The following is a 17,143-nucleotide window of genomic DNA, read 5'->3' as shown; positions in this document are numbered from 1 at the left end:
TCTCTCTCCTGTGGTCATTTTTCGACAAGGATAGCAGGAATCGCCTGCGTTTATTAGTCGAAACCCGGCAGATGCCGGGTTTCCCTTAGTAACCGCGCTGACGGTCGACCTGCCCGGTCACCGCTTCGCCGTTTTCCAGATGCGAAATCGTGCGGGAAATATAGGCGACGGCTTCAGCAGGACGCGTGACTGCCGCAATATGCGGCGTCATCGCCACACGCGGATGTTTCCACAGCGGACTATCCGCTGGCAGCGGTTCACGGCTGAAGACATCCAGCATCGCCCCTTTGAGTTTATTACTGTTCAGTGCGGCGAGCAGATCATCTTCATTAACGTGCACGCCACGCGCGAGATTCAGCAGATACGCCCCATCCTGCAGTTGGTCAAGCAGTTTGCCATTGATAATGCCGACCGTTTCCGCCGTATTGGGCAGCAGATTTATCAACACACGAGTCTGGCTAAGGAATGCGCCTAACTCTTCAGTGCCAGCGAAACTCTCAACGCCTGGCCAGGTTTTACGACTGCGACTCCAGCAGCGCAGCGGGAAACCCCAGGCCTGCAAACTTTCAGCCACTTTCGCGCCCAGTACGCCAGCCCCCATTATTCCCACGGTAAACGCCTCGCGCGTATATTCCGGCAGCGGTCGCCATTGGCTCTCGTTTTTTAGCGCCTGGTAATCATCAAAACGGCGGAACCAGTGCAGCACCTGACTGACCGCGTATTCCTGCATCTGCAAGCCCATACCGGTATCTTCGAGACGAAAGAGAGGAATGGCAGGATCCAGCATCGTGGGATGGGCTTTCAGTTTGCTCAGGATCGAATCTACACCCGCCCCAAGTGCGAACACCGCCTTAAGTTTACGCCCTTCCAACATTTCTACCGGTGGATGCCAGACCAGCGCATAATCTGCCGGATCGGTATCGCCCTGCTTCCACTCCCGGACTCTGGCACGCGGAATAGCCTTTTCCAGGGCAGCGATCCACCAGGGGGTATCAAACGTAGGGTGATAGAAAATGATATCCATATTGACTCCTGCGGGTTGTTGTGCGGAATTTTTCGCACTTATTATCATCGTTTTCAAAGGGATCATCAGCATAGCAAATTCGCTGGCGCTGGCAAAAAAAGCAGTTTTCGCCTAATTAACCTACAGGTTGCTTGAAGTTTGTATAAACGCACGATTTTTTGGAAAAGTTGATTGACGCAGGCGGCGTATTTCCCTAAATTAGCGCCCGTTCCAGTCGTTGAGGAACAACAATATGGTGAGGTGTCCGAGTGGCTGAAGGAGCACGCCTGGAAAGTGTGTATACGGCAACGTATCGGGGGTTCGAATCCCCCCCTCACCGCCATATTTCAGATGAGAGCCGGTACTTATGTATCGGCTCTTTTCTTTTATATTCCTCAATGGGGGGATGAGAATCCCCGACCGGGGGTCGACAACGGGCGAGCGAAGCGAGTCAATCCCCCCCTCACCGCCATATTTCAGATAAGAGCCGGTACTTATGTATCGGCTCTTTTCTTTTATATTCCCCAATGGGGGGATGAGAATCCCCGACCGGGGGTCGACAACGGGCGCAGCCAGTCAATCTCCCTCACCACCCTATGTGACATTCGCCTAAAAAACAAAGCCCGGTTTTCCCGGGCTCTGAGCACAAAGATTGCTAACTTAACTGTACGCATTCAGCGTTCGTTGGCAGAGCGCCGAGCGAACGCAATCATCTTTATTGAAGCGAACAATCCCTATCATTTCATCTTCTTTAAAGCGGGCCAGCGCGTCACTGAGCCCTGACTGAACATGAGGGGGTAAATCGCACTGGGTAATGTCCCCGTTGACGATTACCGTCACATTCTCCCCGAGGCGCGTTAAAAACATCTTCATTTGCGCAGCAGTGACGTTCTGAGCCTCGTCAAGAATGACCACTGCATTTTCAAATGTACGTCCGCGCATGTAGGCGAACGGCGCGATTTCCACCTTACCGATTTCAGGTCGCAGGCAATACTGCATAAAAGATGCCCCGAGTCGTTTAACCAGCACGTCATAAACCGGCCGGAAATAGGGAGCAAACTTCTCCGATACATCTCCAGGTAAGAAGCCGAGATCTTCATCAGCCTGCAGAACTGGACGGGTGACAATGATCCTGTCTACATCTTTATGTATCAGGGCCTCTGCTGCTTTTGCCGCACTGATCCAGGTTTTGCCACACCCGGCTTCGCCCGTAGCGAAAATCAGTTGTTTACTCTCGATAGCATTCAGGTAGTGCGATTGAGCCTCATTGCGCGCCATGATTGGCGTGGCGTCGCGACTGTCGCGCGCCATGCCAATCGCTTCTACGCCACTCATCTGCACAAGCGAGGTGACCGATTCTTCTTCACGCTGTTTATGACTGCGTGAGTCCCGTCTCAGCACACGTTTTGCTTCACGACGAGCTTTGATCACTGCTTTTTGTCTTCCCATGGATAGCACCTTGAGTTGTTGGTATTCATCACACGCGCCGTTGGCAGCGCGATTATGCGCACGAACATCTGCGGGTTGGCTTCCTTGTAAGCCATTGCTTGCCTTTCGAATAGACGCCACACACGGCTACGCGCACCGAATATGGCGTCAGTAACACGAAGAAGAGGGGAAAATGAGAGAAATTTAGCGGTGACGAGATGGCTACCGGAGGAGAGACTTCCGCGTAATAGGCTGCAAAAACTGTCAGAAACGTGTCCACGAGAGGACTTTACCATTCGCGATCTCCATAGTGAATAACCATCACTGCCGGGAACTACCGCTATTACGTATAATTACATCAGAACTTAGCAATAACGCAACAATATTTTTACCTGACGTTAACTAAATTCTCATTTCTGTTGGCAACAGTCTCTTACGGAGATATTACAAAATTATTTCAAAAAACGGATCATATAAAAAAAGAATATTTTCAGCCGCGTGAGACGCAACATACCCCGCCCACAGACGGGGTATCACTGTCAGGCTTCAAGCAGAGACTGGCCCAGATAGCGATCGGCCTGCTTGATTCCCGGTAGCGCGAAGAAATAGCCGCCGCCAATCGGCTTAACGTACTCTTCCAGCGCTTCGCCGTTTAGCCGCTTCTGCACGGTCAGGAACCCTTTTTCCAGGTCGTGTTGATAGCAGACAAACAGCAATCCCATATCAAGCTGTCCGGATGGCGTCACGCCAAGGGAGTAGCTGTATCCACGACGCATCATCAGGCTCGACTGCGTCTGCGCCGTGCGTGGATTCGCCAGACGAATGTGGCTGTCCAGCGCAATGACGTTGCCGTCCGGGTCGCTGGCGTAATCCGGCACATCATGTTCGTGCTGCATCCCCAACGGAGCGCCGGTGTGCTTATCGCGGCCAAAAATGGTTTGCTGCTCTTTGAGCGGCGTGCGATCCCAGAATTCGACGCGAAACTGAATCAGACGAACAGCCTGATAAGATCCGCCAATGGCCCACGCCGGTTCCCCCTGCTCCGCCGTCACCCACACCACGTCCTGCATCAGCTTTACATCGCTGCTGTCCGGATTCGCCGTACCGTCTTTAAAGCCCAGTAAATTGACCGGAGTCTCTTTACCCTTACTGCGCGCCGCATGGTCGGATATAAACCCTTCTCGCTTCCAGCGAACGCTGAGCAAATCCGGCGTATGTTTGATGATATCGCGCAGGGCATGGATCACCGTGTCCTGGGTGTTAGCGCAAATCTGTAGCAACACATCGCCATGGCATAACGCCGCATCCAGAGAGTCATTCGGGAAACGGGTCATTTTCTGCAACGTCTTTGGCATCTGCGCCTGTAGGCCAAAGCGCGTATCGAACAGCGAATGCCCCACCGACAGCGTCATGGTCAGGTTATCCGGCGCGATGAAGGCGCCGAGGATCCCGGAGTCCATTGGTGGCATTCGCGGGTTCGGCGTTTCCGGTGCCGGGCCGCCAGTGGTCAGGAAAGCAATACGTTTCGTCAGCAGGCGAAACAATCGTTCGAGCTCACCTTTATCCGATGCCAGAACGTCAAATGCCACCAGCATCATTGAAGCCTGCTGCGGCGTCAAAATACCCGCCTGATGGGGACCGTAAAAAGGCTGAGTCTCGCTACGAGCATCCGGCGACAAGGTTCCCGGCGCGCTTTGCGGCTTTTGCGCATGGGCGACCGGACAACCGCCGGCCAACGCCAGCGCGCCGCCGAGCGCGCCCATTCCTTTCAACAAACGTCTGCGTGACGGTTCGCTCACGCCGTTTTTATTATCATGCTGCATGGTGCTTAATCCAGACCCAGTACACCGCGTAATTGCGCGAGATCTTCCGCCAGCGTCGTAATCGGGCCTTTCAGCGCGTTGCGATCTGCATCGGTCAGTTTATCGTAAGTCTCAAAACCGTCTTTGGTGCGATATTTCGCGAGGATGGTATCCACTTTTTTGAAGTTCGCATCCACTTTTGCTAACAGCTCGCGGTTCTCTTTTTGCAGTTGCGGACGCAGCAGGTTTACGATCTTCTGCGCTCCGTCAACGTTCGCCTGGAAATCCCACAGATCGGTATGGCTGTAGCGATCTTCCTCGCCGCTGATTTTACTGGCCGCCACTTCTTCAATCAGTCCTGCTGCACCGCCAACCACTTTTGACGGTGGGAATGCCAATTCACTGATGCGTTTTTGCAGATCCAGAACGTCGGTATTTAACTGATCGGCGTAGTTCTCCATCCCTTTGACCGAGTTATCGCCAAACAGCGCTTTTTCCAGACGGTGGAAGCCGGTAAATTTCGGGTCGGCGGCTTTTTGTTCGTAATCGTCTTCACGGGCATCGATGCTGCCGTCAAGATCGGAGAACAGCTCAGCAATCGGCTCGATACGTTCGTAATGCTGACGAGTTGGCGCATACAGTGACTTCGCTTTCTCCAGATCGCCCGCCTTAATGGCATCGGTGAAGGCTTTAGTTCCCGCCACCAGCTGCGCGGTCTCTTCGGTCACATAGGCTTTATAGTTGGTGATAGCGCCACCCAGACTCAGCAAAGCGTCACTCTGCGCGGCATCGGCCGTCGCGCTGCCCTTAACAATCAACTTCCCTTTCGGGTTCGTCAGCAGGCCACAGGTCATGTCATATTCGCCCGGTTGCAGATTGGCAGTCATCTTCTGGCTGAATCCCGGCGCGATGTTTTCGCGTTCTTCAACCACCATCACCCCCTTCAGGATCTCCCATTCCAGCGCTTTCTGACTGTGGTTTTGAATGATGAACTGGGTTTTGCCGGCATTAACCGTAATGCTCATCGGCTCACATTGTTTATCCGTTACCGTGACGTTAACCTGCGGAATATCCGCAGCATGGGCAGTAAAAGCAGAAGCAAACAGTGCAGCCATGCCAAGCTGCAGCGCACTACGGCGAAAGTGATTCGTCATGACCATCCCTTTAAATAAGTATGTTGTAACTACATAAGAGTTTGCGTCGCGAAGCGTCAAGGCGCTGCGCGGGACGCGGTTGTGCCTGTGCGCGGCGGCAATGCAAACACCACCAGCGCCGGTATCAGATAGATAAACCAGACCGCAACTTCACTGACGCTCGGAGCTTCCTGGTAGCCAAAAATGCCTTCCATCAAAGTGCCAAACAGCGAGTGCGTCGAAAGAATAGCGCTCATATCAAATGCCACGTCCTGGAAGTGATTCCACAATCCCGCTTCGTGGAAGGCGCGAATCGCGCCTGCAGCAAGACCGGCTGCCACCAGCAAAATGAACAGGCTGGTCCACTTAAAGAAAGCACCCAGGTTCAGACGGATACCGCCCCAGTAGAGTAAGAAACCGAGAACAACCGCAGTCGCCAGCCCCAGCATGGCCCCCACTGGCGGCCAGATCCCAACATCCTGTTGAAAGGCCGCCAGCAGGAAAAAAACGGATTCCAGCCCTTCACGCGCCACGGCGAAAAAGACCATCATAATCAGTGCCCAGCCGTGGTGATTACCGCGCTGTAATGCGCTGTCGACCGCCTGCTCCAGTTGGACTTTGACGTTGCGCGAAACCTTACGCATCCAAAACACCATCCAGGTGAGGATCACCACAGCAATCACCGCAACGATACCCTCAAACAGTTCCTGCTCCTTCTGCGGAAACTCACCGGTGGTCTCGTTGATGAAGCTCCCAAGGCCCAGACACAGCGCCGCCGCCAGAAATACACCAATCCACATCACGCCAATCCAACGGCCTCGTTGTGTACGCTTCAGATAACTGGCTATCAGGCTGACTATCAGCGCGGCTTCCAGCCCTTCACGCAACATAATTAGAAACGGAACAAACATGCCAGACACCCTTAAACGTTATTCTTAGTCAACTGATGCAAAGAAAGGTAAATTACAGTGATAGTGATTATCATTACGGCAAGAGAAAACTCAAGCAGAATGTAATGATAATGATGTCAGAATGTAAACACTTAGCGGGTTAATGATTGTGGCAGGAAGCGATAGCTGAAAAGGACAAAAAAGCCCGCACGAAGCGGGCCTGATTAGTCAGTGAACTGAGACGTTAGCCTTCCTGCAAACGCGACGGCGGTGCGGAATGATAGTGCGCGTCAGCCTCAGCAAAGCGTTTGAGCATCGCCGATGATGGCGCTTTACCCAACAGACTGAAGACGACGATACCGACGCTGCCGAAGATAAAGCCCGGAATGATTTCGTACAGATCCAGCCAACCGAAATGTTTCCAGACGATCACCGTCACGGCACCGATAATCATCCCGGCCAGTGCGCCGTTGCGAGTCATACGCGACCACATCACCGAGAACAGTACCACCGGACCAAACGCGGCGCCGAAACCAGCCCAGGCGTAGCTCACCAGACCCAGCACCCGGTTATCCGGGTTCGCCGCCAGGGCGATCGCCACCAGCGCGACCACCAGCACCATAATGCGCCCTACCCAAACCAGCTCCTGTTGGCTGGCACCTTTGCGCAGGAACGCTTTGTACAGATCTTCGGTAATGGCGCTGGAACATACCAGCAACTGACAGCTCAGCGTTGACATTACCGCCGCGAGAATCGCAGACAGCAGGATACCGGCAATCCACGGGTTAAACAGGATTTGCGCCAGTTCGATGAACACGCGCTCCGCGTTCTGATTCACCGAACCCGCCAGCGCCGGATTGTTGTTGAAGTAAGCGATGCCGAAGAAACCGACCGCGACCGCACCTGCCAGACAGAGGATCATCCAGGCCATGCTGATACGGCGGGCATGAACGATGCTGTGGTGGGAATCCGCCGCCATAAAACGTGCCAGAATGTGTGGCTGACCGAAGTAGCCCAGGCCCCAGCCCATCAGGGAAATGATGGCGACGAAATTTAGCCCTTTGAGCATATCAACGTTCTCAATGCTCTTCTGTTTAATGACTTCCAGCGAATCGCCAAAGCCCCCAACGCTGATGATGACAATCACCGGCGTCAGGATCAGTGCAAAAATCATCAGACTGGCTTGTACGGTATCCGTCCAGCTTACCGCGAGGAATCCGCCAATAAAGGTATAGAGGATGGTGGCCGCCGCGCCTGCCCACAGTGCGGTTTCGTAGCTCATGCCAAAGGTGCTTTCAAACAGACGCGCCCCTGCCACGATGCCGGATGCACAATAAATAGTGAAGAACAGCAGAATTACCAGCGCGGAGATAATGCGCAGAACCCGGCTCTTGTCTTCAAAGCGCCCGGTGAAGTAGTCCGGCAGCGTCAGGGCGTTATTATTATGTTCGGTGTGCACGCGAAGGCGCCCGGCCACCAGCTTCCAGTTGATCCACGCCCCTAACGTCAGGCCGATGGCAATCCAGCTTTCTGAAATCCCGGAAATGAAAATCGCGCCCGGTAAGCCCATCAGCAGCCAGCCGCTCATATCCGACGCGCCCGCAGATAATGCGGTGACAAATGGCCCGAGACTGCGGCCCCCCAAAATATAATCATCAAAGTTCTTGGTTGAACGCCAGGCGATAAAACCAATCAGTATCATGCCAAAAATATAGACACAGAACGTCACCAGCATCGGTGTGCTAATTGCCATAAAATCTCCAGACTCTTCTGTTTTATTGCTCTGCCGGAACGTGGCAAAGCCTGTTGTATTTCCCGGGCGACCGTATCCTGCCGGAAGCGCGATTTATTCACAATCGATTTAACACATCATTTACATCAAATTTAAATGCAGATGAACACTATTTTCTGGCAGGTTGCACTCTCTCACATTTTTCGCGGTTGCACCTTTTAAAAGTGTTAACTGCCGCAGAGAAAAAGATAGCGTTATTATTTTTCCCAACGTCATACATCTTTCTTTTATTAACATTTCATTCATTTTTAAGCTTGTTATACAGGTCACATTTAACGTGGTTGCACAAAGTTGCAACATAGTAGATATTTCTCGATAACGATAAGCAGTACCTCACCGAACAACAGGAGCAGATGGCATGGGAACCACCACGATGGGGGTTAAACTGGATGACGCAACGCGCGAGCGCATTAAGTCAGCGGCAACGCGAATTGATCGCACCCCGCACTGGTTGATTAAGCAGGCAATCTTTAATTACCTGGAAAAACTGGAAAACGATGACACGCTGCCAGAAATTCCTGCGCTATTGGCCGGAGCCGCCAACGAAGGCGATGAATCCACGGCACCGCAGGAAGAGATCCATCAACCTTTCCTGGAATTTGCCGAGCAGATCCTCCCACAGTCGGTCTCGCGTTCCGCCATTACCGCCGCGTATCGTCGCTCTGAAACTGACGCGGTCTCGATGCTGATGGAACAGGCGCGTCTGCCGCAGCCGGTAGCCGAACAGGCCCATAAGCTGGCTTACCAACTGGCGGATAAACTGCGTAATCAGAAAACAGCCAGCGGCCGTGCCGGTATGGTGCAAGGCTTGCTGCAGGAGTTTTCTCTCTCTTCGCAGGAAGGGGTGGCGCTGATGTGTCTGGCGGAAGCGCTGCTGCGTATTCCGGATAAAGCCACGCGCGATGCCTTAATCCGCGACAAAATCAGCAACGGTAACTGGCAGTCGCACATTGGTCGTAGTCCGTCGTTGTTCGTCAACGCGGCGACCTGGGGTCTGCTGTTCACCGGTCGTCTGGTCTCCACCCATAACGAAGCCAGCCTTTCTCGCTCCCTGAACCGCATTATCGGTAAGAGCGGTGAGCCGCTGATCCGTAAAGGCGTCGATATGGCGATGCGTCTGATGGGCGAACAGTTCGTGACCGGAGAAACCATTGCCGAAGCGCTGGCGAATGCCCGTAAGCTGGAAGAAAAAGGCTTCCGCTACTCCTACGATATGCTGGGTGAAGCCGCGTTGACCGCAGCTGATGCGCAGGCCTATATGGTCTCCTATCAGCAGGCGATTCATGCGATTGGTAAAGCGTCGAACGGACGCGGGATTTATGAAGGTCCGGGGATCTCTATCAAGCTCTCCGCCCTGCATCCGCGTTATAGCCGTGCCCAGTACGATCGTGTGATGGAAGAGCTCTATCCGCGCCTGAAGTCGTTGACGCTGCTGGCGCGCCAGTATGATATCGGCATCAATATCGATGCCGAAGAGGCCGACCGTCTGGAGATCTCCCTCGATCTGCTGGAAAAACTGTGTTTTGAACCTGAACTGTCTGGCTGGAACGGTATTGGTTTCGTCATTCAGGCGTACCAGAAACGTTGCCCGTTCGTCATCGATTACCTGATCGATCTAGCCACCCGCAGCCGTCGCCGCCTGATGATCCGCCTGGTCAAAGGCGCCTACTGGGATAGCGAGATCAAACGCGCCCAGATGGACGGTCTGGAAGGCTACCCGGTTTACACGCGCAAGGTCTACACCGATGTCTCTTATCTCGCCTGCGCGAAAAAGCTGCTCGCCGTACCGAATTTGATCTACCCACAATTTGCGACCCACAACGCCCATACGCTGGCAGCCATTTATCAGCTGGCCGGGCAGAACTACTATCCAGGTCAGTATGAGTTCCAGTGCCTGCACGGAATGGGTGAGCCGCTGTACGAACAGGTCACCGGTAAAGTGACGGATGGCAAACTTAACCGTCCGTGCCGCATTTATGCACCGGTTGGCACCCATGAAACGCTGCTGGCGTACCTGGTGCGTCGTCTCTTGGAAAACGGGGCGAACACCTCCTTTGTTAACCGTATCGCGGATACCACGCTGCCGCTGGACGAACTGGTGGCCGATCCGGTCGAGGCCGTTGAAAAACTGGCGCAGCAGGAAGGTCAGACCGGTCTGCCGCATCCGAAAATTCCGCTGCCGCGCGATTTGTACGGCAAAGGGCGCGAAAACTCTGCCGGTCTGGATCTTTCCAACGAACATCGTCTGGCCTCACTCTCCTCTGCCCTGCTCAACAGCGCGCTGCAAAAATGGCGAGCGTTGCCGATGCTCGAGACACCGGTTGCCGAGGGCGAAATGAGCCCGGTGGTCAACCCGGCAGAACCGAAAGACATCGTCGGTTATGTCCGTGAAGCCAGTGAAACTGAAGTCGAACAGGCGCTGCAAAGCGCGGTGAACAATGCTCCTATCTGGTTTGCGACGCCGCCGCATGAACGTGCCGCCATCCTCCATCGCGCTGCCGTGTTGATGGAAGGCCAGATGCAACAGCTGATCGGCATTCTGGTGCGTGAAGCCGGTAAGAGCTTCGCCAACGCCATTGCCGAAGTGCGTGAAGCAGTAGACTTCCTGCATTATTACGCCGGTCAGGTGCGTGACGATTTTGATAATGAGACCCACCGCCCGCTCGGTCCGGTTGTTTGCATCAGCCCGTGGAACTTCCCGCTGGCCATTTTCAGCGGACAAATCGCCGCCGCGCTGGCTGCAGGCAACAGCGTACTGGCAAAACCCGCGGAACAGACGCCGCTTATCGCAGCCCAGGGCATTGCCATCTTGCTGGAAGCTGGCGTACCGCCGGGCGTGGTGCAACTGCTGCCTGGCCGGGGTGAAACGGTGGGCGCGCAATTGACCGCCGACAGCCGCGTGCGCGGCGTGATGTTTACCGGTTCTACCGAAGTGGCGACGCTGCTGCAACGTAACATCGCGACGCGTCTGGATGCACAGGGACGTCCGATTCCCCTGATCGCCGAAACGGGCGGCATGAACGCGATGATCGTTGACTCGTCTGCCCTCACCGAACAGGTGGTGGTCGACGTACTGTCCTCGGCATTTGACAGCGCCGGACAGCGCTGCTCCGCGCTGCGCATACTCTGTCTACAGGATGATATCGCCGACCACACGCTGAAAATGCTGCGCGGCGCGATGGCCGAATGCCGGATGGGCAACCCGGGGCGTCTGACCACCGATATCGGTCCGGTGATCGACAGTGAAGCCAAATCCAATATTGAACAGCATATTCAGGCTATGCGGGCGAAAGGTCGTCCGGTATTCCAGGCGGCGCGTGAAAACAGTGAAGATGTCCGTGAATGGCAAAGCGGTACATTCGTTGCGCCAACGCTGATCGAACTGGAAAGCATTGACGAGCTGCAAAAAGAGGTCTTTGGTCCGGTTCTGCACGTTGTACGCTACAACCGCAACAACCTGGACGCGCTGATTGACCAAATCAACGCCTCCGGCTACGGTCTGACGCTGGGCGTCCACACCCGTATTGATGAAACCATTGCCCAGGTCACCGGTTCGGCGCACGTAGGCAACCTGTACGTTAACCGGAATATGGTGGGGGCGGTCGTCGGCGTACAGCCGTTCGGCGGCGAAGGACTCTCGGGGACCGGCCCAAAAGCCGGTGGGCCGCTCTATCTCTACCGTCTGCTGGCAAATCGTCCGGAAAATGCGCTGGCCATCACTCTGGCGCGTCAGGATGCGGACTATCCGGTAGACGCCCAGTTGAAAGCCGCGCTGATCCAGCCGCTGGAAGCGCTCAGCGAGTGGGCGGCCGATCGCCCTGTGTTACGTCAACTTTGCCAACAGTTTGGCGAACTGGCGCAGGCCGGTACGCAGCGTCTGCTGCCTGGCCCTACCGGGGAGCGTAACACCTGGACACTGTTACCGCGTGAGCGCGTACTGTGTATCGCGGATGATGAACAGGATGCGCTGGTGCAACTTGCCGCCGTCACTTCGGTCGGGAGTCAGATTTTGTGGACTGACGATGCTTTCCACCGTGATCTGGCGAAACGCCTGCCGGCAGCGGTTGCTGCCCGCATTGCGTTTGCGAAAACCGACAGCCTGACAACGCAGCCTTTTGATGCGGTGATCTTCCACGGCGATTCCGATCAGCTTCGTGCCCTGTGTGAAGCGGTAGCAGCCCGTGAAGGCGCGATTGTCTCGGTACAAGGTTTCGCCCGTGGTGAAAGCAATATTCTGCTGGAGCGACTGTACGTCGAGCGTTCGTTAAGCGTGAACACGGCAGCCGCCGGAGGTAACGCAAGCCTGATGACAATTGGCTAAGGCTGTGGTTAATTAAGGCTCCGGAAACGGGGCCTTTTTTTATGGAGCCAGAGGGAATGATGAAACGAATACTACTCACCTGCGCTACGCTGCTGCTCAGCGGTCAGGCGCTGGCCGATGACTGCGCAAATGCCAGCACGCAAGCGGAAATGAATACCTGTGCCGTCACCCAGTATCAGACGGCAGACAAAGAACTGAATGAAACGTATCAGAATGCGCTGAAACGCGCAGCCCCGCCACAGCAGGAACTGCTGAAAAAGGCGCAGACCGCGTGGATCGCCATGCGCGATGCCGACTGCGCGCTTATCAGCTCCGGCACCGAGGGGGGAAGTGCTCAGGTGATGATCGCCAATCAGTGTCTGGCGGATAAAACCGCCGAGCGTGAAGCGTTTCTCGCCTCGCTGCTACAGTGCGAAGAAGGCGATATGAGCTGCCCACTGCCGCCTGCCAATTAACGAACGCGAATTCCCTCAATAATCATGCGTTGAACGTTTTCAACCGTCTGATTAAAAAAGGTTTCGTCACGCAGCGTTGCGCCCGTCACCGCCTCAACCTGAGGCGCAAAATCGGCGTAATGCTGTGTTGAAGCCCAAATCATGAAGATCAGATGATGCGGGTCGATCGGCGCCAGTTTGCCGCTCTTCACCCAACCGGCAATCAGGGCGGACTTTTCATCAATCAGCGTTTTCAGATCGCCGGTCAATTCATCCATCAACAGCGGCGCACCGGCCAGCATCTCCATGCAAAAAAGACGCGAGGCCTGCGGGTAATCACGGGACACTTCCAGCTTCAGCCGGATGTACTCTTTAATGGCAGCCAATGGCGCAAAATCTTCCCTAAACGCTTTTAAGGGCGCCAGCCAGATATCCAGAATTTGACGTAGCACGGCGACATACAGCGCCTCTTTTGACGGGTAGTAATAAAGAAGATTGGTTTTGGAGACGCCGGCCTGCTCGGCAATGTGTTCAATACGGGTGCCGTGAAAACCATATTGTGAAAACGTATTTAATGCGGCTGTCAGAATCGCTTCGCGTTTCGCGCTGACCGCCTGCGAGCGTTTACCTGTTTTTTTCTCAGCACGTTCGGCCATGCCCTTTCCTTGTTCGGTGAATCTGTCAGTGGCGCATAGTCTGCGTGGCGTTTCCTTTCAGTTCAACCTGACGGGCAAAAAAAACCGCCGGAGTATCCGGCGGCGGTGGCGTCATCACGCAGTAAGGGGAGGCTGAACATGATGATCGACAAGTGCGGCAATGCTAGCTGTTACGGCTACCACCACTGCTCTTGCCCCCTTTTTTACCTGCTTCAGAGGCACGCTGCGGGTCATTTTTAAAATTCCCCCCGCTGTGCTGACCACCTTTCTTACCTGCTTCTGATGCTCTTTCACGGTCTTCGGCAAAATTACCGGAACCGCCTCGATGGTTTGCCATTACTGACCTCCGTCATTGATTAGACATCATATTGCATAGGTACTGAGGAGTGACTCCTCACGCCACGGATGGCGGATGCCATTCACCTCGCGACGTGAAACTAAGCTTAGGCAATACAGAGCGTTCGGCCCGCCGCTGGTAATATCCTGCAACAGCTTAAGTCCGTGTTGAGAAATAATTGCCTCAGTTTATCAATAAGCCTTTCTTATGATTAGCAAAATTTAGCGGCGAGAAAATGTATCATTTTGCTACAAAACAGGCTGTCCTAAAATTTGTTATAAATCAAAGAAATGGTCGTGATATTTGCACTCTCAGCGCCACGTCATATCTTTAAAGAGGGTAGCGAATCGCTACAGACACGGTTAATACGAGGAGTAGTACAAATGGCTAAAGTTCTGGTGCTTTATTATTCCATGTACGGACACATCGAAACGATGGCGCACGCGGTAGCGGAAGGGGCAAACAAAGTGGACGGCGCAGAGGTCGTGATTAAGCGTGTACCGGAAACCATGCCAGCTGAAATTTTTGCCAAAGCCGGAGGCAAGACGCAAAACGCGCCCGTCGCCACCCCGCAAGAACTGGCGGATTACGACGCCATTATTTTTGGTACGCCAACGCGCTTTGGCAATATGTCAGGCCAGATGCGTACCTTCCTCGATCAGACGGGCGGATTGTGGGCGTCCGGCGCGCTGTATGGCAAACTCGCCAGCGTTTTCAGTTCTACCGGGACAGGCGGCGGTCAGGAACAAACGATTACGTCTACATGGACTACACTTGCCCATCATGGGATGGTGATTGTGCCCATCGGCTACGCCGCACAGGAACTGTTCGATGTTTCGCAAGTTCGCGGTGGTACGCCTTATGGCGCAACGACCATTGCCGGGGGTGACGGTTCACGCCAGCCCAGTCAGGAAGAGCTCTCTATCGCACGTTATCAGGGCGAATACGTTGCCGGTCTGGCAGTGAAGCTCAACGGCTAATCTTCAACGGGAGGATAAGAATGCCAACTCAAGAAGCGAAGGCTCATCACGTCGGTGAGTGGGCAAGTCTGCGCAATACATCGCCGGAAATAGCCGAAGCCATATTTGAAGTTGCCGGATATGACGAAAAGCTGGCAGAAAAAATTTGGGAAGAAGGCAGCGATGAAGTGCTCATCAAAGCCTTTGATAAGACAGATAAAGACGCGCTCTTCTGGGGCGAACAGACCATCGAACGTAAAAACGTTTAAGCCGTTAAATCCCCCGCTTGCGCGGGGGAACCTCATTTATTTCGCCGCCTCATTCAGCAGCGCGTCAAACTTGTCGATCGGACAGAAACCGTTCGCATCAATCGGGCATCCTTTCAACTCCAGAGTCACGCGTTGCGCCGGGGCTTTCAGCGTCAGCACATCCGCATTACGCAGCTGCTCTGAACTCTGATACACATACTCAATTTTCATCAGATCGCGGTTGGCCTTCGTGTCATGCCAGCGCTGGAAGACAATTTTGCCGCCAATCGGCGTACGTTCGTTTTGATCATGTAACTGATAGGGTTTGAATTCCAGTGCGGTAAGCAGTGAGGCGATGTTTGAGTCATGCCCCACCAGCACGGTAATTTTCGGCGCTTTCGCCTGTTCGGTCACCAGCGCTTTGTCGATGTATTTCACCAGCGGTTTCGCCACGTTACGTGCGACCTCCGCAGAGGTAAACAGGCTGTCCTGATAGCCATTTTTCAGTTTCGACAACACCTTCCATTGCTGATCGGATTTAATTTCGCCCCAGGCCACCTGATCCATCGGGAATCCTTCGTAGTATTGCAGCGTGAAGGCGTCCACCAGCGAGTTCCCCACTTTCAGCGGTCCGGAGACACCGGGCTCCTGCTCATAGTTCGCGCTAAAGGTATCTTTAGCGTCAGTCAGCGAACACTGCTGTTTTTCCTTGCATGATGGCGAGTCTTTGTAGTTGATCATCTGTTCCAGCAACTTGTAGCTGTCATCAAGTTGCATCTGGCCGCGCTCTTTTTCCATCGCCTGTACGGCTTTCTCGCGGAAAGCCGCCGAATCATCGGTGATCACCGGGTTAAAGGTGGGGTCCATGGTGCCCATTTTTTCCTGGTGATGCACCGGAACATCGCAGCCAGGGAACGCACCGGTGATAAAGAACTGGGCGGTCGCGACCGTACGCTGCAGACTGTTGGCATAGGTATAGACCGTATCCGGTGCCGGGCACTCGCCGGATTTCACCATCCCCTGCTCTGCCAGCCATTCACGCATGTAATGGCCCATATACACTTCCAGCACGCCACCTTTGGTGGTGAGCTGTCCGCCCGGCACATCCCATTCAGGCCATTTATTCGGAGTGGACTGCTCCAGCACGCTGCCATTGTTCGCCAGCGGCGCACGTAAGTTATGTCGACTCATCATCAATACTTGCTGTAGCTGATAGCCTTCCGGCACCGTTTGTGCCTGCGCGGCAGAAGACACCATCACAACCCCTGCCACAGCGGCGGCAATTAACGATTTGTTCATCCCTACGACCTCGTGTTGTTATTCGTCATTCATAAGTGTGACAGATATATGACACATTTTTGGGAACGAGACCGCAAAAACAGGGATTCAGCGCATCATATTGATGCCAAATATCATTTGCAGCTTGCGGATCCCGGAGGGCGTGAAGGTGACCTGGCGGCTTCCCGGTGCTGTTTTGATCCACCGCTGCCCGGTAAGCCAGGTCAGTAGCGCCGCGCCAAGTACCCCCCCCAGATGATAACGTCGCTCGCTCCAGTCCAGACAGCCGCAGCTAAATTTGCGTCGCGACACGCTGGCCTGTACCACAATGCCCAGATCCGCCAGTTTCTCCTCACCCAGAGGCGTCAGGGTTTCGCCATCTGCCGTCAGCCACTGTCGGGAAACCAGCGTATCAAACAGTCTCACCGCCACTTCTCCGGCCAGATGGTCATAACAGGTCCGCGCCTGACGCAAACTCAAAGGCGTAGTGATTTTCCGCGATGCCGTTGATGTCCAGGCGACGCCCATCAGACGCTCCAGCAGTTCCGCAATGTCTGCGCTTGCAAGGCGAAAATAGCGGTGCCGCCCCTGGGCGAGAGAAACCACGAACCGCTGCTCGCACAGACGGGCCAGGTGCGCACTGGCGGTAGACGGCGAGATATCCGCCACCGCGCTCAGTTCCGTCGCCGTCCATGCCCGGCCATCCATCAGCGCACACAGCATCCGGGATCGCGATTTGTCCGCCATCACCGCCGCCGTCAGCGCCATTCGTGATTCGAGTTCGCCGTCTTCTTCATTTACGACTATTGACGTCATACTGACCTCTCAGCCTCGGGGAGGAGTTAACCATGGCACGATTTTG

The 17,143-nt window shown here is 54.5% G+C and carries 14 protein-coding genes and 1 tRNA gene; 5 read left to right on the top strand and 10 right to left on the bottom strand.

Features of this window, described 5'->3' with window-relative positions:
* Positions 1–85: 85 nt before the first annotated feature.
* Complete coding sequence (gene ghrA, locus KI228_RS08895; protein ID WP_061070251.1) at positions 86–1,024, bottom strand: glyoxylate/hydroxypyruvate reductase GhrA; 939 nt, start codon at positions 1,022–1,024, stop codon at positions 86–88.
* A 234-nt stretch (positions 1,025–1,258) separates the two neighbouring features.
* Between ghrA and KI228_RS08890 the strand changes: the two genes are divergently transcribed.
* Positions 1,259–1,346, top strand: a tRNA-Ser gene (locus tag KI228_RS08890).
* A gap of 317 nt (positions 1,347–1,663) precedes the next feature.
* On the opposite strand, the gene phoH is transcribed toward KI228_RS08890, so the two are convergent.
* From phoH to putP, 5 genes are all read right to left on the bottom strand, one after another.
* Complete coding sequence (gene phoH / locus KI228_RS08885) at positions 1,664–2,452, bottom strand: phosphate starvation-inducible protein PhoH (RefSeq protein ID WP_043001036.1); 789 nt, start codon at positions 2,450–2,452, stop codon at positions 1,664–1,666.
* 518 nt (positions 2,453–2,970) lie between these two features.
* Positions 2,971–4,254 carry an iron uptake transporter deferrochelatase/peroxidase subunit gene (efeB, locus tag KI228_RS08880; RefSeq protein ID WP_043001038.1) on the bottom strand — a complete coding sequence of 428 codons (1,284 nt, stop codon included), beginning with the start codon at positions 4,252–4,254 and terminating at the stop codon, positions 2,971–2,973.
* Positions 4,255–4,259: 5 nt separating this feature from the next.
* The gene (efeO, locus tag KI228_RS08875; RefSeq protein WP_061070252.1) at positions 4,260–5,387 is read right to left on the bottom strand and encodes an iron uptake system protein EfeO; all 1,128 of its coding nucleotides are present in this window, start codon (positions 5,385–5,387) and stop codon (positions 4,260–4,262) included.
* A 56-nt stretch (positions 5,388–5,443) separates the two neighbouring features.
* Positions 5,444–6,277 (bottom strand): iron uptake transporter permease EfeU, encoded by an 834-nt coding sequence (efeU, locus tag KI228_RS08870; protein ID WP_061070253.1) that lies wholly within the window; start codon positions 6,275–6,277, stop codon positions 5,444–5,446.
* A gap of 223 nt (positions 6,278–6,500) precedes the next feature.
* Complete coding sequence (gene putP / locus KI228_RS08865) at positions 6,501–8,009, bottom strand: sodium/proline symporter PutP (RefSeq protein WP_043001041.1); 1,509 nt, start codon at positions 8,007–8,009, stop codon at positions 6,501–6,503.
* Positions 8,010–8,406: 397 nt separating this feature from the next.
* Here putP and putA point away from each other — a divergent pair, with 397 nt between their 5' ends.
* Both putA and KI228_RS08855 read left to right on the top strand, forming a co-directional pair.
* Positions 8,407–12,369, top strand: coding sequence for a trifunctional transcriptional regulator/proline dehydrogenase/L-glutamate gamma-semialdehyde dehydrogenase (putA, locus tag KI228_RS08860; RefSeq protein ID WP_061070254.1), 3,963 nt, complete (start codon positions 8,407–8,409; stop codon positions 12,367–12,369).
* 59 nt (positions 12,370–12,428) lie between these two features.
* A complete protein-coding gene (locus tag KI228_RS08855) occupies positions 12,429–12,824 on the top strand; it encodes a lysozyme inhibitor LprI family protein (protein ID WP_061070686.1) in 396 nt (131 codons plus the stop codon).
* Here KI228_RS08855 and rutR read toward each other — a convergent pair.
* The gene (gene rutR, locus KI228_RS08850) at positions 12,821–13,459 is read right to left on the bottom strand and encodes an HTH-type transcriptional regulator RutR (protein ID WP_044258058.1); all 639 of its coding nucleotides are present in this window, start codon (positions 13,457–13,459) and stop codon (positions 12,821–12,823) included. The genes KI228_RS08855 and rutR overlap by 4 nt on opposite strands.
* A gap of 163 nt (positions 13,460–13,622) precedes the next feature.
* Positions 13,623–13,796: a con-10 family general stress protein gene (locus KI228_RS08845; protein WP_043001044.1), complete on the bottom strand. Its 174-nt coding sequence runs from the start codon at positions 13,794–13,796 to the stop codon at positions 13,623–13,625.
* Positions 13,797–14,179: 383 nt separating this feature from the next.
* On the opposite strand from KI228_RS08845, the gene wrbA reads away from it, so the two are divergent.
* Both wrbA and KI228_RS08835 read left to right on the top strand, forming a co-directional pair.
* Positions 14,180–14,776, top strand: coding sequence for an NAD(P)H:quinone oxidoreductase (gene wrbA, locus KI228_RS08840; RefSeq protein ID WP_043001045.1), 597 nt, complete (start codon positions 14,180–14,182; stop codon positions 14,774–14,776).
* A gap of 20 nt (positions 14,777–14,796) precedes the next feature.
* Positions 14,797–15,024 carry a YccJ family protein gene (locus KI228_RS08835; RefSeq protein WP_042319758.1) on the top strand — a complete coding sequence of 76 codons (228 nt, stop codon included), beginning with the start codon at positions 14,797–14,799 and terminating at the stop codon, positions 15,022–15,024.
* Positions 15,025–15,060: 36 nt separating this feature from the next.
* Here KI228_RS08835 and agp read toward each other — a convergent pair whose 3' ends face one another.
* Entirely contained in the window at positions 15,061–16,302 is a 1,242-nt protein-coding gene (agp, locus tag KI228_RS08830; RefSeq protein WP_104446370.1) for a bifunctional glucose-1-phosphatase/inositol phosphatase, read from the bottom strand.
* Between the two features lie 87 nt (positions 16,303–16,389).
* Positions 16,390–17,097, bottom strand: a complete 708-nt coding sequence (locus KI228_RS08825) for an ArsR/SmtB family transcription factor (protein ID WP_044258062.1) — start codon at positions 17,095–17,097, stop codon at positions 16,390–16,392.
* Positions 17,098–17,143 lie beyond the last annotated feature (46 nt).

Origin of the sequence: Citrobacter amalonaticus (assembly GCF_018323885.1) — a bacterium.
GTDB classification, from domain to species: domain Bacteria; phylum Pseudomonadota; class Gammaproteobacteria; order Enterobacterales; family Enterobacteriaceae; genus Citrobacter_A; species Citrobacter_A amalonaticus.
This window is presented reverse-complemented; position numbering and strand designations above follow the sequence as displayed.